The organism is Salinivibrio sp. PR6 (assembly GCF_001995955.1).
Classification (GTDB): domain Bacteria; phylum Pseudomonadota; class Gammaproteobacteria; order Enterobacterales; family Vibrionaceae; genus Salinivibrio; species Salinivibrio siamensis.
This window is the reverse complement of the sequence record NZ_MUFA01000005.1, coordinates 35360-49904: the sequence shown is the minus strand read 5'-3', so window position 1 is coordinate 49904 and position 14545 is coordinate 35360. Positions and strand designations below refer to the sequence as shown.

Here is a 14545-nt window from a genome sequence, read left to right as displayed (position 1 = left end):
TTACTCTCCTTGTTGGTGAATATGGTGCGATGCCGCGTGTAGCATGGTCCAAGCCATGCGAGCCGCTAATCGACTGGTTTGTTGGTCGCGATCGTAGTGAGGATTAACTTCAGTGATGTCGCACACGGGAACACGAACGCGCTGCCGGTCGGCTTCACTAAAAATGGATTGAATCAGTGGTTCAATGACTTGCACTGAGACGCCGATTGTCGCTGGTGCGCTCACACCTGGCGCGGCACTGGCGGGAAAAACATCCATATCGAGCGTGAGGTATAAGTAATCACACCCTTGGATGAATTCGCTTAATTTCGCTTTGAGTGCTGGTAGTGCAGCCACCTGCATGTCGGTATCTTCTTCTACCCAGCACCCAAGTTGTGCGGCTTTATCAAAGAGTGCCTGGGTGTTGCTGGTTCGGCTTACGCCTAGGCAGGCATAGTGAAATGGCCAGCCTTTTTGCTGACAAAGCTGGGCGATCTGCGCAAAGGGTGTCCCTGAGCTACCGGCTTCGCTGATCCCTTGTGGCGTGCGCAAGTCAAAGTGCGCATCAAAATTAATGATACCGATTGTTGGTGACGTGTGGCGAGAAACATAACTGGATAAGCCTTGAAAGCTTGCCCACGCCGTTTCGTGCCCGCCCCCCAGCACCAAAACATTATGCTGTAATAGTGTTTGGTGAATGTGTTGACTTAGCCCTTGCTGTGCAAGGACGAGGTCGGTGTCATCACAGACAATGTTGCCGCCATCATAGAGGGCAGGGGCGTTGTGCCAAGCTAAATTCGCCAATGCCTGCCGGATTGTATTCGGTGCCAGAGCTGCCCCCTGACGACCTTTGTTACGAGCGACACCTTCATCACAAGCAAAGCCATAGATCACCACGCCGCCTTGTTCACACGATGGCGTGTACGAGGTAACCGTTTGGTGCAAGCGCAGTCCGCGCTCGCCGTCCTCTGGGTCAACGCGCCCTTGCCACACACTCATGTCTGCAGGTAGATGTTTCATCCTCGTACCCCTTGATTGTCGTACCATGTTCCGCCAACGATGCGCCCGGCAAGTGGCGCGGTGCCCACCATGTAGCTAAGCTCAGCCGGTGAGTCGCAGTGCCAAACAGCAAAGTCCGCGTCAAAGCCAGGTGCTATTTGGCCTTTTTGGCTCAACCCCATCGCTTGCGCGGCATGGCGGGTTACGCCGTAAAGGTTCTCTTTGGGCGTCAAGCTAAAAAAGGTGGAGGCCATATTCATCATCAGGGTTAAAGACGCAAACGGTGATGTGCCCGGATTAAAATCGGTGGCGATCGCCATTGGCACATGATGATCACGAAGTGCTTGAATCGGTGGTTTCTGGGTTTCTCTCAAAAAGTAAAACGCGCCAGGAAGCAAGGTCGCAACCGTGCTGAACGCGGCCAAAAGCTGAGCATCAGCTTCTGACAAGTATTCAATATGATCAACGGACAAGGCGCCTGCCTTTGCGGCTGCCACACTGCCGCCAAGGTCACTGAGCTGCTCGGTGTGCGCTTTAATGTTTAAGCCATAGGCATTGGCCGCGGCATACACCTTTTCTGCTTGGTCGACGCTAAAGGCTATTTTTTCACAAAAGACGTCTACGGCGTCAGCCAGTTGCTGTTCTGCCGCGGCGGGGATCACCGAGTGACAAACATAATCAATATAATGGTCGGCATCGTGTTGATACTCAGGCGGTAATGCATGCGCCGCTAACAAAGTCGTTGAGATATTGATAGGCAAGTGCTGTTCAATGGCTCTTGCTACACGCAACATTTTGAGCTCGTCTTCGAGGGTAAGCCCATAGCCTGATTTGATTTCGATTGTTGTGACACCGTCACGCATTAACGCCTCTGCCCGAGGGAGAGCAAGCGCCAGTAATGTCTCTTCGCTGGCCGCACGGGTAGCATTCACGGTCGATAAAATCCCCCCACCTTGTTTTGCAATGGTTTGATAGGGCACACCGTTGAGGCGCTGCTCGAATTCACCGGCGCGGTTACCTGCAAACACGAGGTGGGTATGACTGTCGATCAGTCCCGGGGTGACGAGACACCCTTTTAACGACTGCGTAGGCCAATCGAGCTGCTTGGCTTGCTGTCCTACCGCAACAATTTTGCTGTTCTCGACGGCAATCGCTGTATTGGGTTGGCATTGGTAGCCAGTACTCTCACGAATATCGCTCGCCATACTGACCACATTTGCGTCGGTAAATACCTTCTTCATGGCGAATCCCTTGCTGCTTCATAAATGTCTATACAAATGTATAGACAAATAAGGGCGCGAGCACAAGAGGGATTGTAAAGGTTTTGTGATCGGCTCGATCGTTTTGGCGAGATTAGAGAGATTAATGGCGCGGAAAGCGAACCGTTAGTCGTAAGCGCCGTTTTCAAAATCCGTGATCAGTTCATCGTAGCGTCCGGATTGATGCAAGCGCTCTAGCCCTTGATTGAACGCGGAGATGTACTCATCCGTCTGTTCGATTTCTCGACTGATCAGTACATGCAATGAGGTGACACGAAAAGGGCGTGAATGACGAACGATGTTACCACGCGCTTGTTCGTCGAAATGCTTTCTGAGTATTCGCTCGGCAATGAGGCGGTTACTGATGACAATATCGACCCGGCCTCCAATGAGGGCACGAAAGTTTTGTAGTTCGGTGGTCGTGGCTTGATAGTTAATTTGCAATCCGCGTTTTTGCATTTGCTGCAGCATGTATTCGTCAAGGTAACCACGGTTAACACCAAGCTTTATACCTTCCAGATCCGCTTCTTCTTGCCAGTCAAATGCATAGTGCTTTCGGTGATAAAGGTAAACATGCTCAGGAAAGATGGGCGCCGAGTAGGCAAAGTATTCCTCACGTTCCTCTGTGTAGCCCCAAGCCACAGAGCCATCCCAGTAGCCACTTTTTGCCATCACATAGGCGCGTTTCCACGGGAAAAAACCATAGTGAACGCGATAACCACTTAGCGCCGCCGCTTCTTCAACAATATGACTGATAAGGCCTCTGTGTTTGATTTTCACTGACATTAGCGGGGCGAATTCACCGCTAGTAAGGCGGATGATTTTGTCTGTGGCGCCAGCGGTGGGAGTGATCAGCATCAAAACGATCACGATGAATAGACAATGGCGGCTGAATAGCGTTAACACACGCGCAAACATCTCTTTACCCCGATACACGACCTTTCAACAAGCATAGCCTACCGACGCAGGTCGGCTATCTGTCTGTACGTGATGTTAGCTTATAACGTGAGCCAGGATGGTAGAGTAATGCGGCGCTGACCAGCGTTTGCTGACTCCAGGTGCGGCGGTGGAGTAAAAGGCAGGGCTCATCAGACTTCATCGCCAATGCCTCTTTGACTGCTGCTGATGGATTAATCGCTTCGACACTATGCTCAATGGTGTTAACTGGGCACACTGAAGACAAGTACTCATTGGGGGTGGTCTGGTTGAAGTCTTGTTCCAGATAGGCAGGCGCAAGCGCCGGGTTCACCCAGCGCTGCTCGAGCTGGAGCGGTATCTCATCACCGTAGTGGACAATTTCGCTGTAGTAGACGTCGGTGCCTAACATCACACCCAAGCGCATTGCCACATCAACGGGCGCAGAGAGGCGTTTCAATGCATGGATGACGCTGTGATAGTGCTGACCGCGTGCAGTGACTTCATCGGCAATATTGCGAATGTCCATCAACGGTGATTCCGCTTTGGGTTCAGTAACAAACGTGCCTAGCCGCGGCGTGCGTTCGAGTAGCCCATCAGTCACCAAGTCACGAACCGCCTTATTGACCGTCATCCGGCTAACGTTAAATAGATCGCACAGCTCGTATTCGGTGGGGATACGCGTACCAACCGGCCAAACCCGTGTCTCAATTTTTTCTTCAATGTAAGCTTTGATTTGTTGATAACGAGGCGCGTTGGCCATACGGTTTCCTTGTCAAAATTGTGTATACAAATCAGGATTGATGAAGTCTCGCGTAAAATCAAGTGAATGATAGAAAACTTGATTGTTTATCACGCTGATTCTCGCGCAGAAATTATTGTTGGGATGACTTGCATCACAAATGCGGGATCTTCATAATCGTCATTCTACTCGCACTGTGCGGTTACTTACTAATCGCCAAAATACACTTCATGTGCCACTTGGTGTGTGGCACCACTGAGAAGGATTGTTATCAATGCCTCTAATTACTCTCCCTGACGGCAGTCAGCGTGCTTTTGACCATCCGGTTTCTACTTACGATGTCGCCAACGATATTGGTCCAGGCCTTGCTAAAGCTTGCATTGCCGGCCGTGTAAATGGTGAACGTGTTGACGCGTGTGATCTTATCGATCAAGACGCCCAACTGGAAATCATCACTGCGAAAGACGAAGACGGGTTAGAAATCATTCGCCACTCATGTGCGCATCTTTTAGGTCATGCGATTAAGCAGCTTTTCCCTGACACTAAGATGGCGATTGGCCCAACCATCGACAACGGTTTCTATTACGACATAGACATGGATCGCTCGCTCACCCAGGATGACCTGGACGCCATTGAAAAGCGTATGAAAGAGTTGGCGAAAACTAAATATCAAGTCGTGAAGAAAAACGTGAGCTGGCAAGAGGCGCGCGACACGTTTGAAGCGCGTGGTGAGTCATACAAGATAGAGATCTTGGATGAGAATGTATCACGTGACGACCGTCCGGGCTTGTACCACCACGAAGAATACATTGATATGTGTCGTGGCCCACACGTGCCAAACATGAGCTTTTGTCAGAACTTCAAAGTCCTGAATGTGGCTGGCGCTTACTGGCGTGGGAATAGCGACAACAAAATGCTACAGCGTATCTACGGCACAGCATTTGCGGATAAAAAACAACTTAAAGCACACCTGGTGCGCTTGGAAGAGGCTGCCAAACGTGACCATCGTAAACTGGGTAAGCAACTTGACCTGTATCATATGCAGCAAGAAGCGCCGGGTATGGTCTTCTGGCATCACAACGGCTGGACGATTTTCCGTGAGCTAGAGCAGTTTATTCGTGACAAACTGGCTGAGTATGATTACCAAGAAGTCAAAGGGCCGCTCATTATGGATCGCGTGCTTTGGGAGCGCTCAGGCCATTGGGACAAGTATGCGGATTACATGTTCACGACGAATTCTGAGAACCGTGAATACGCACTCAAGCCAATGAACTGCCCTGGTCATGTCCAGATCTTTAACCAAGGCCTTAAGTCGTACCGTGACCTGCCGTTACGTATGGCTGAGTTCGGCAGTTGTCACCGTAACGAACCATCAGGCGCATTGCATGGTCTGATGCGTGTTCGTGGCTTTACCCAAGATGACGCGCACATTTTCTGTACCCCAGAACAGGTGCAGCAAGAAGTCAGTGCGTGTATCGAGATGGTCTATGAGACCTATCAGACCTTTGGCTTTAACAACATTGAAGTCAAGCTGTCGACACGCCCTGAAACACGTGTTGGCTCCGATGAAATGTGGGACAAAGCCGAGCAAGCCTTAAATGAAGCGTTAACGGCAATGGACATTCCGTTTGAAATTCAAGAAGGTGAGGGCGCATTCTACGGACCTAAGATTGAATTTACCTTGCATGATTGTCTCGATCGTGCATGGCAATGTGGTACAGTGCAGCTTGACTTTGCGTTGCCCGAGCGCCTAAGCGCGACCTATGTAGGGGAAGATAATGAGCGGCACACACCGGTCATGATCCACCGTGCTATCTTGGGCTCACTAGAACGTTTCATCGGTATTCTTATCGAAGAATACGCGGGACACTTCCCCGCGTGGTTATCACCACAACAAGCCGTTGTGATGAATATCACGGATAAACAAGCAGATTACGCGCAAGAGATTGCGAAAAAACTGCAAAAAGCTGGATTTAGAGCCTCTGCGGACTTGAGAAACGAGAAGATTGGCTTTAAAATCCGCGAACACACTTTGAAGCGTGTTCCGTATATGTTGGTTTGTGGTGACCAGGAAATGGAAGCTGGCGAAGTCGCAATACGGACCCGTAAAGGTAAAGATTTGGGTAAAATGAAGATTGATGACTTCTTAGCGCAGTTGCAGCAAGAAGTGCAAGATCGAACACTCAATATTGTGGAGGAATAAGGTATTAAAGGCGCAAGAAAAGCCCCGGCAAAGAAGAACGCTCATCGTCTAAACAACGAAATTCGTGGTGTTAAGGAAGTACGTCTGACTGACGCCGACGGTGAACAAGTGGGTATTGTCCCATTTGATGAAGCACTCGCCAAAGCAGAAGAGGCGACTCTTGACTTGGTAGAGATCAGTCCGAACGCTGAGCCGCCGGTTTGTCGTATTATGGATTACGGCAAATTCCTTTACGAGAAGAGTAAAGCTGCGAAAGAGCAGAAGAAAAAACAAAAGACTATTCAGGTTAAGGAAGTCAAATTCCGTCCTGGCACAGATGTAGGCGACTACCAGGTAAAACTACGCAACCTGGTTCGCTTCATTGAAGAGGGCAATAAGGTCAAGGTCACTATCCGATTCCGCGGTCGCGAAATGGCGCACCAAAGCATCGGTGTTGACGTGCTGAACCGCTTGAAAGAAGACACTGCTGAAATTGCTTCAGTAGAAAGCTTCCCTTCACGCATCGAAGGCCGTCAGATGATCATGGTTCTGGCCCCAAAGAAGAAGTAATTCTGGCTTCCAAGTAACATGCGGCTGCGCCCGTTGGGTGCAGCCGCTTTGTTCGCCAAATTGCTATGTTATTAATACAATGCGGAGTTATTCATCATGTCTAAGATGAAATCCAACAAAGGTGCTGCTAAGCGTTTCAAAAAAACAGCTGGTGGCTTCAAGTACAAGCGTGCAACCAAGCGTCATATCCTGACTAAACGTACTACTAAGAACAAGCGTCAGCTTCGTCCAAATGCGGTTCTTCCTGCGTGCGAAAACGCGCAAGTAGCTCGCATGCTGCCATACGCATAAGTTTTTAGTTTTATTATTTAGTTTAGGAGAGAGACAATGGCTCGCGTAAAACGTGGTGTACAAGCTCGTGCACGTCACAAGAGTGTAATGAAGCAAGCGAAAGGTTACTATGGTGCGCGTTCACGCGTATACCGCGTAGCTTTTCAGGCGGTAACGAAAGCTGGTCAATATGCTTACCGTGACCGTCGCAACAAGAAACGCCAATTCCGTCAACTGTGGATCGCACGTATCAACGCTGCGGCTCGCCAAAACGGTATGTCATACAGCCGTCTGATTAACGGTCTTAAAAAGGCATCTATCGAAATCGATCGTAAGATCCTTGCCGATATCGCGGTATATGACAAAGCAGCATTCTCTGTGCTGGTAGAAAAAGCGAAAGCTTCACTGTAATTTTTACAGTAAAGAATTGCTGAGAAAGGAGAGCTTCGGCTCTCCTTTTTTGTTATTTGTAAGTGTCTAGATAATTACACTTTGTGCATATGAAAGTGAGTGATGCACTATACCATTTAACTAAAATACCGTGTTATATTGCTTACATAATAAGATGCATAATGCCTTCGCACTTTAAGTAGGCACAGTGTCACTGATGCTTTGTTGAGCTATTAAATCTTCATCTGCCTCCGGCCTTAGTTAGAAGGGTAATAGCATGATAACTGTAAATAAGTGGGAAGCATTTTCTGATAGCTTCGAGCAGAGAAATACCTACGTTGTTGGGCAGGCCATTATAGACACAGTCAAATCGAGGCTTGCTGGATTACAGAACCTCGGGGTAGTACTTGAGCTTGGTTGTGGAAATGGTACGTATACGAGAAGCCTTCTCCATAATGCTACATCGATCCTAGCGACTGATTTATCAGAGAAAATGGTCGAAACCACAAAGCAGCGTTTTCAAGGTCATGCAAATGTCCACACAGATGTCGCTAATTGTACGCAGTTACCATATTCAGATGATCAGTTTGATACAGTCTTGATGGCTAACCTCTTGCACATCATTCCCTGTCGACATGCAGCATTACTTGAAGCAAAGCGAGTATTAAAACCTGGTGGCCGATTGATTGTGATGAGTATGACTCAATACAGTATGGGTTTCTTCCAGCAGTTTGGGCTCATATATCGTTATATCAAAATGTACGGTAGCAAGCCTGCCGATGCGATTAAGCTCACCCCTAAAAGAACACAGCATTATCTTGATGCGGCGATGTTTGAGGATGTTCAAATCGAAGTTCTAGGAAATGGAGTAAAAGCGTTGTATGCAGAAGCAGTGAAAGCGCGCCGTTAACAACAGGTTCTTGGCGCTAGGGGGCCACTCATCAATACTAAAGATTTACATAGACTGTTAATGCATTGGCCTTACATCGGTCAGTGCTCGTCTATTGAAGAAATCGAATGCGGGGCAGTGAATGTTACGTACAAGGTTCATGCTAGGCACACTTACTTTTTACGCGGTTATCAAACGTTAACGGACGCGCAAATCTTACAGTCTCATCAGATTCAGCGCTCGCTAGCAACCCAGCTGCCATTTGTGATTGCCCCTTGCTTCACGGAAAAAGCGCTAACGTTGATCAAATTTAATGGTGCATCTTACGCTTTGTACCCTGCTGCTCATGGAAAATCCGTGAGTAAACTCTCGTCAGTTCAGGCTCAATCGGCGGGTTTTGCTCTCGCACTAGTGCATAGCGCGCTAGTTCAGCATGATGGTAGCGCCTTTCCAACTATTACCCTTAGTTGGGAAAAAGAGGTTTGGTTACGCAAACTAGAAACGATCATTAAACAAATTCGTCAAACACCTACCAGTGATGACAGCTACTGGGCAATGCGGCGTGCTGAACAACAGCAAGAGTACTTAGCGAATAACAACAGTGACCACCAATATAAGATAGTCACTCAGCGTCAGCTAATCCACGGCAACTACCATCAGGCTAACCTCTTTTTCGATAGGCATAATGCAGTGTCAGGGCTGATTGATTGGGATTTATTGCAGAATATGCCACGTGCCTATGATGTGACTCGGGCATGTGCATATATGTTTCAAATGGATCCTCTGCTATCAAGTGCCTTTATTAGTGGCTATACGTCGCAATTACCACTGACTGCCGAGGAGCTAATAGATGGAGCCAGAGCTTGGGGTATGTATGCGGATCACCATATTTGGCCGCTAGAGCAGGTGTACTTACATAATAATGTTGCTGCAAAGCGCTTTATTCCTCATCAAGATTTTCTGCCTTTTTCTCAGCAGTGGTGTCGCGTCGCTTACCACCTAAAAAACGATAAGGATATACGATGAACCAATACGTCTTTTTTTGTCAGCCTAACAATTGTGACCAGTTTACTTACTTGATCAAGGAATCCCCCAACTACCTTGCCGAAAAAGAAGCATTGTTAGAGCAGGGGTTGATCATCGAAGGGGATGTGATTGTTGCTGATTGTGCGGAGACTGCGATTGAAAAATTCCGCCAGATTAATCTCAATGCAATCGAGGATTACATACAGTACGATCCTACCGTTGGCTTTACGACTTTTATCGTGGAAATGTATCATTCGCTGCGTCGCCGGTTTGGAATGAAATCATGATTGTTGATATTTATCAGGTTGATGCCTTTAGCGCGTCATTGTTTCAGGGAAATCCGGCAGGGGTGTGTATTTCGGCGTCCATGTTGGATGAAGCAGCCATGTTGGCCATTGCCGAGGAAATGGCGCTCTCTGAAACCGCATTTCTTGCCTTAGATACCATGTCCTTACGCTGGTTTACACCGAAAGTTGAAGTCGCACTCTGCGGTCATGGCACACTCGCCACAGCTCATATTTTAGCTGAGCGTGGTGATGTTAAGATGGGTGACAATGTCACTTTTTATACGCAGTCTGGGCCTCTTGATGTGACAATTCAACGCGAGGGTATAGCCATGGCCTTTCCTGTTCCAGAGCTGGTAGAGGTAACGCCAAATCCATTGCGGCTAGAAGGTTTAGGTATACATGGCTCTGTTATCCGCGCGAGTTATTGCTTTGGCGAAAAAGAGCTATTGGTGGTTAATTCTGAAGACGATGTAAAAGCGCTGTCTCCTGATTTTGCTGCGCTAACTACGCAGCCTGGACGTGGCGTGGTGGTGACTGCAGCAAGCTCTGATAACACGGTCGATATTGTCTCTCGCTACTTCGCCCCTTGGGTAGGGGTGAATGAAGATCCCGTGACGGGTTCGGCGCATTGCGCGCTGGCAGCGTATTGGTCACAAGCATTGAGTAAAAAGCAGCTTATCGGTTATCAAGCGTCCGCGCGCGGTGGGCATATCGAGATGACGCTTACCAACGAGCATGTGTTGCTACAAGGCCGAGCAGTGACCGTATTTGGCGGAAAGTTAGATTTAAGTAAGACCTAGCAAAAATCAGCGCAACCAAAAAAGAGGCCAAACGGCCTCTTTTCAGTGGTGAAGTGGGGTTAAGCCACTTGTACTTGTTGTTGTTCGATGTCTTCACTGGGTGTGGCACCAGACTCAGCACCGTGCATCCAACGAATCAGCGTGCCGGATAGCGCGAGTAAGATCACACCGGAAATCGCAGCGGTTGCCGCGATACCGCCGAAGATGGCCATAGCGCCATAATCACCCACATGCGAGCCTATGATACCCGCCACATAGTTGGCAATCGCGTTAAAGCCAAACCATGCACCCATCATCAATGAGGCCAAGCGTAGCGGCGCGAGCTTAGTGACCAAGGATAAACCGATCGGCGAGAGACAAAGTTCGCCTAACGTGTGGAAGAAGAACGCGCCCACCAGCCAAAACATCGACGTCTTCACTGTGGTATCACCGCCTTGCTCTAACACCGCGCCAATCATGCACACGAATCCAAGCGCCAACATAAATAAAGCCATCGCGAACTTCACGGGCGAGCTTGGCTCTTTAGGACCCAAACGAACCCATAATGACGCCGCAATAGGGGCACAAACAATGATGAAAAAAGGGTTAAGTGATTGGAACCAAGCCGCCGGTATCTCAAACCCACCAACCATACGGTCCGTATACTCTTGGGTATAAATATTCATCAAGCCACCGGCTTGTTCAAAGCCAGCCCAGAAAATAATGACAAACAAACCCATTAATAAGATGACTTTAAGGCGATCGATTTCTTGCTTCGTCAATGGAGCGTTGGTCTTGGAGTGATTGGCGTCTCGCGCTTGCTGTGCGGCTGGGACTCGGCCTATTTCACCTAACCAAGAGTTGGCCATGGTTAGCTGGATCAGCAGGCTGATCACCATACCTACACCGGCGGCGAAAAAGCCATATTGCCAGCCGTAAGCGCTGGTCACAGAGCCCGAGACGAAGCCTGCTAACAATGAGCCAATGTTGATGCCCATATAAAAGATGGTAAACGCACCATCACGACGATGATCGCCTTCATCATAAAGGTCACCAACCATCGTCGAAATGTTGGGTTTTAGCAGGCCACAACCGGTGATGAGCAACGCGAGACCGGCGTATAACGTATGAACAATGTCCAAACCGTATTGTTGAGCAGGAAAAGCTAAGGTGAATTGTCCAATCGCCATCAGTGCACCACCAACGACGACAGCGCGACGTTGGCCAATGAAGTTATCGGCAATCCACCCACCAATCAGCGGCGTGATATAGACGAGGCCAGTGTAGTAGCCATAAAGTTCGAGTGCGTCTTTGGTTGACCAGCCTAAACCACCGTTGATGGTTTGATCGGTCAAATAAAGGACGAGGATGGCACGCATTGCGTAGTAGGAAAAGCGCTCCCAAAGCTCAGTGCCAAAAAGTAAGAACAGTCCCCGAGGGTGACCAAGTATTGTTTTTTGGTTTTCCATAACTATCTAATTATTCGTTGAATGATTGTTGGGTCTGCATGGGGCTAGCCGGGTGCAGGGTGTTGGCGTTAACGCCTTTGTAAAATGGCCTCCTGTATTTTGTAACAAAATATGTAAAACTAGCGTAATGGTTTTTTACCAAAATTAAAAACTATTATTCAAGCCAAATTAGCGTGGATAATAACAGTCTGTCTATTACATGTGGGATATATGACCAGAGCATGCCTGTCACCTATAGTGACGTGACAGGCGTTTGCGTCTTTGCGTGGGATCAAAGAAGAGGGGATTATGTGATAAAGGTCACTCTAACCGTGTTCAGCGATCAGGCGATGGCTTGACGTAACCACAGGGCAATATCTTCGTACATCACTTGATGACTTTGGTCTGCGTCGGCCCAGCTCATCACAAAGTGGTAAAGTTTTTCCGGGTGGTAGGCTTGTCCGACCAATTGATTAGCCAGGGTTTCTAGCGGGCCTGGCGTTAAACTATCAGTGAATAACTGGCAATCGATGATTTCTCCATGTTTCACATCCAAGTGCAGCTCAACGCCTCCCCATTCAAAACGCTCATCAAAGGTATGCATGAACTGCGGGCTGTTACCGAAATTCCACGCCCAACTGCACTGTTTTTCATAAATCGCGTCAAACCCCTCGACATCGGGCTTGGCGTCGGGAGAAATATACTCAATCTCAGTGGTATGGCCATAATGGCGGAAAAAGGCGGTTTTAATCGCGTCACACACGCGTTGGTGATCAACGTCTGGGACAAAGTCAGCGATATTGGCCACGCGGGCACGTACAGATGAAATCCCCTTGGCTTGTAGCTTTTTAGGATCAGGGTTGAGGTAGTCACCCAGTCGCGACAAGTTGGCATTAATCAAGAGCGTACCATGGTGAAAGCCGCGATCTTTGGCCTCTTTGTAGGCTGAGCCCGATACTTTTCTTGGGCCGTCGGGTGTATCCATGGTGAGGTCATTTCGGCCACTGGCTGACGCACTGATCCCGAGCGTTTTCAGGGCATCGAGTACAATTTGCGTTGATACTGACTTATCATAACCTGGTTTACCTGCCATAAAGGTAAAATTGGTGTTGCCCAAATCGTGAAACACTGCGCCACCGCCGCTTTGTCTCCTCGCCAACACCACGGCATCTTGTTCCATTTTGCGCGTATTACACTCGCGCCATGGGTTCTGTCCGCGTCCAATGACCACCGTATTGTCATTACGCCAGAGGAACAGGACGTTCTGCTGCGACGACATGGTTCGAAATATGGTGTCCTCCACGGCGAGGTTGAACCAAGGGTGGGTCGACGTCGAAACAAACACACGTAAGGGACGACTGGTGTCTTGCATACTGGCTCCAAGTGTTCGGGAAACAAGTTATTAGGGAAACGCGGTCGGAGGCCAAGTAGAGAGTGGCCACACAAGCTTGTTTGGCAATATAGGCGCTAGAATACCAAACAATGCTTAGCGAGTTATTCGATCAACGCCCATATGCTCGATTTTTACTGGATTGAAGCGCTGAATGACCAATCTACCACCAAAATGACGCCCCTTGTGACCGGATGGCAAGGAAAAATAGCGTAAATGCTGTTTAGCGTTTGGCATTAGTCGTGGCATTAATTAGTATGTAAGGTCAATTTATTACCTGTTCTCTCAGTCAATTGGCATTGAGGCGTATTATTGAGGCGACTCTGTCAGTTTGCTTAGACAATGGGTGAAACCATGATGTCAGCAGGTATTGTCACGCACCTACCTGATTTGGACTGCCCAACGGGTCGACGAGGAAACAATGCAACAATTAGAAGAAATTCTTGCGAATGCAACCAGTGCGGTGGCCGATGCCGCCTCTGTGGCTGCATTGGATGAAGTCCGGGTTAAATTCCTAGGAAAGAAAGGCGAGCTAACCGCACAATTACAGGCGTTGGGCAAACTGCCTCCGGAAGAGCGCCGCGAAGCGGGTCAAAAGATTAACCAAGCGAAGCAAACCGTACAACAAGCGATTGCTGAGCGTAAAAATGCGCTTGAGCGCGCCGAGTTGGAAGCGAAGCTTGCCGCAGAAACCATTGATGTAAGCTTGCCGGGCCGTCGTATTGAAAACGGTGGTATTCACCCCGTGACGCGTACCATTGAACGTATTGAGCAATTTTTCGGTGAATTGGGCTTCTCTGTCGCTTCTGGGCCAGAGGTTGAAGACGGTTTTCATAACTTTGATGCGCTGAATATCGCCCCAGATCATCCTGCACGTACCGATCACGATACTTTCTTCTTTAACCCTGATTTGATGTTGCGTACGCATACCTCTGGCGTACAAATTCGTACCATGGAAGCGGGTAAACCCCCATTCCGTATTATTGCCCCCGGTCGCGTTTATCGTAATGACTACGACCAAACGCATACCCCGATGTTCCACCAAGTGGAAGGGTTATTGGTCGATAAAGACATCACCTTCGCTGATCTCAAAGGGATCCTCAACGACTTCTTACGTAACTTTTTCGAGGAAGATCTGGAAGTGCGTTTCCGCCCCTCTTACTTCCCGTTCACAGAGCCCTCTGCTGAAGTTGATGTACGCCGCAAAGGCGGAAAATGGCTCGAGATCTTAGGCTGCGGCATGGTTCACCCGAATGTACTACGTGCGGTGAATATCGATCCAGAGGAATATCAAGGCTTTGCCTTTGGTATTGGCGTAGAGCGCCTAACCATGCTGCGTTATGGCGTGAATGATCTCCGTGCGTTCTTTGAGAACGATTTGCGCTTTTTGAAACAATTTAAGTAATCAGTGGGGCAAGGT

The 14545-nt window shown here is 48.7% G+C and carries 15 protein-coding genes; 9 read left to right on the top strand and 6 right to left on the bottom strand.

Annotation, left to right across the window (positions count from 1 at the left end; all coding sequences use genetic code 11):
* The 4 genes from hutG to hutC form a co-directional block, all read right to left on the bottom strand.
* Positions 1-999: a formimidoylglutamase gene (gene hutG / locus BZG72_RS05335; protein ID WP_077666280.1), complete on the bottom strand. Its 999-nt coding sequence runs from the start codon at positions 997-999 to the stop codon at positions 1-3.
* Complete coding sequence (hutI, locus tag BZG72_RS05330) at positions 996-2219, bottom strand: imidazolonepropionase (protein ID WP_077666279.1); 1224 nt, start codon at positions 2217-2219, stop codon at positions 996-998. Before hutI ends, hutG begins: the two co-directional genes overlap by 4 nt.
* 144 nt (positions 2220-2363) lie before the next feature.
* A complete protein-coding gene (locus BZG72_RS05325) occupies positions 2364-3155 on the bottom strand; it encodes a substrate-binding periplasmic protein (RefSeq protein ID WP_077666278.1) in 792 nt (263 codons plus the stop codon).
* Between the two features lie 55 nt (positions 3156-3210).
* Complete coding sequence (gene hutC, locus BZG72_RS05320) at positions 3211-3915, bottom strand: histidine utilization repressor (protein WP_046073262.1); 705 nt, start codon at positions 3913-3915, stop codon at positions 3211-3213.
* Positions 3916-4168: 253 nt separating this feature from the next.
* On the opposite strand from hutC, the gene thrS reads away from it, so the two are divergent.
* The 8 genes from thrS to BZG72_RS05280 all read left to right on the top strand — a co-directional run bounded on the left by thrS (position 4169) and on the right by BZG72_RS05280 (position 10308).
* On the top strand, positions 4169-6097 hold the full coding sequence (gene thrS, locus BZG72_RS05315) for a threonine--tRNA ligase (RefSeq protein ID WP_077666277.1): 1929 nt from the start codon (positions 4169-4171) through the stop codon (positions 6095-6097).
* Between the two features lie 3 nt (positions 6098-6100).
* Positions 6101-6646, top strand: coding sequence for a translation initiation factor IF-3 (infC, locus tag BZG72_RS05310; RefSeq protein WP_077459463.1), 546 nt, complete (start codon positions 6101-6103; stop codon positions 6644-6646).
* A 96-nt stretch (positions 6647-6742) separates the two neighbouring features.
* On the top strand, positions 6743-6937 hold the full coding sequence (rpmI, locus tag BZG72_RS05305) for a 50S ribosomal protein L35 (RefSeq protein WP_025673304.1): 195 nt from the start codon (positions 6743-6745) through the stop codon (positions 6935-6937).
* Between the two features lie 36 nt (positions 6938-6973).
* Positions 6974-7327 (top strand): 50S ribosomal protein L20, encoded by a 354-nt coding sequence (gene rplT / locus BZG72_RS05300; RefSeq protein ID WP_025673305.1) that lies wholly within the window; start codon positions 6974-6976, stop codon positions 7325-7327.
* A 256-nt stretch (positions 7328-7583) separates the two neighbouring features.
* A complete protein-coding gene (locus tag BZG72_RS05295) occupies positions 7584-8216 on the top strand; it encodes a class I SAM-dependent methyltransferase (protein WP_077666276.1) in 633 nt (210 codons plus the stop codon).
* Between the two features lie 60 nt (positions 8217-8276).
* The gene (locus BZG72_RS05290; protein WP_077666275.1) at positions 8277-9221 is read left to right on the top strand and encodes a phosphotransferase; all 945 of its coding nucleotides are present in this window, start codon (positions 8277-8279) and stop codon (positions 9219-9221) included.
* Complete coding sequence (locus tag BZG72_RS05285; protein ID WP_077666274.1) at positions 9218-9508, top strand: hypothetical protein; 291 nt, start codon at positions 9218-9220, stop codon at positions 9506-9508. The genes BZG72_RS05290 and BZG72_RS05285 overlap by 4 nt, the downstream gene beginning before the upstream one ends.
* A complete protein-coding gene (locus tag BZG72_RS05280) occupies positions 9505-10308 on the top strand; it encodes a PhzF family phenazine biosynthesis protein (protein WP_077666273.1) in 804 nt (267 codons plus the stop codon). The genes BZG72_RS05285 and BZG72_RS05280 overlap by 4 nt, the downstream gene beginning before the upstream one ends.
* Before the next feature lie 59 nt (positions 10309-10367).
* Here BZG72_RS05280 and BZG72_RS05275 read toward each other — a convergent pair whose 3' ends face one another.
* Together BZG72_RS05275 and BZG72_RS05270 are read right to left on the bottom strand one after the other, a co-directional pair.
* Positions 10368-11756: a peptide MFS transporter gene (locus BZG72_RS05275; protein WP_077666272.1), complete on the bottom strand. Its 1389-nt coding sequence runs from the start codon at positions 11754-11756 to the stop codon at positions 10368-10370.
* 322 nt (positions 11757-12078) lie between these two features.
* A complete protein-coding gene (locus tag BZG72_RS05270) occupies positions 12079-13107 on the bottom strand; it encodes a lipoate--protein ligase (RefSeq protein WP_046073256.1) in 1029 nt (342 codons plus the stop codon).
* A gap of 439 nt (positions 13108-13546) precedes the next feature.
* Between BZG72_RS05270 and pheS the strand changes: the two genes are divergently transcribed.
* Positions 13547-14530: a phenylalanine--tRNA ligase subunit alpha gene (pheS, locus tag BZG72_RS05265; RefSeq protein ID WP_046073255.1), complete on the top strand. Its 984-nt coding sequence runs from the start codon at positions 13547-13549 to the stop codon at positions 14528-14530.
* Positions 14531-14545: the final 15 nt, after the last annotated feature.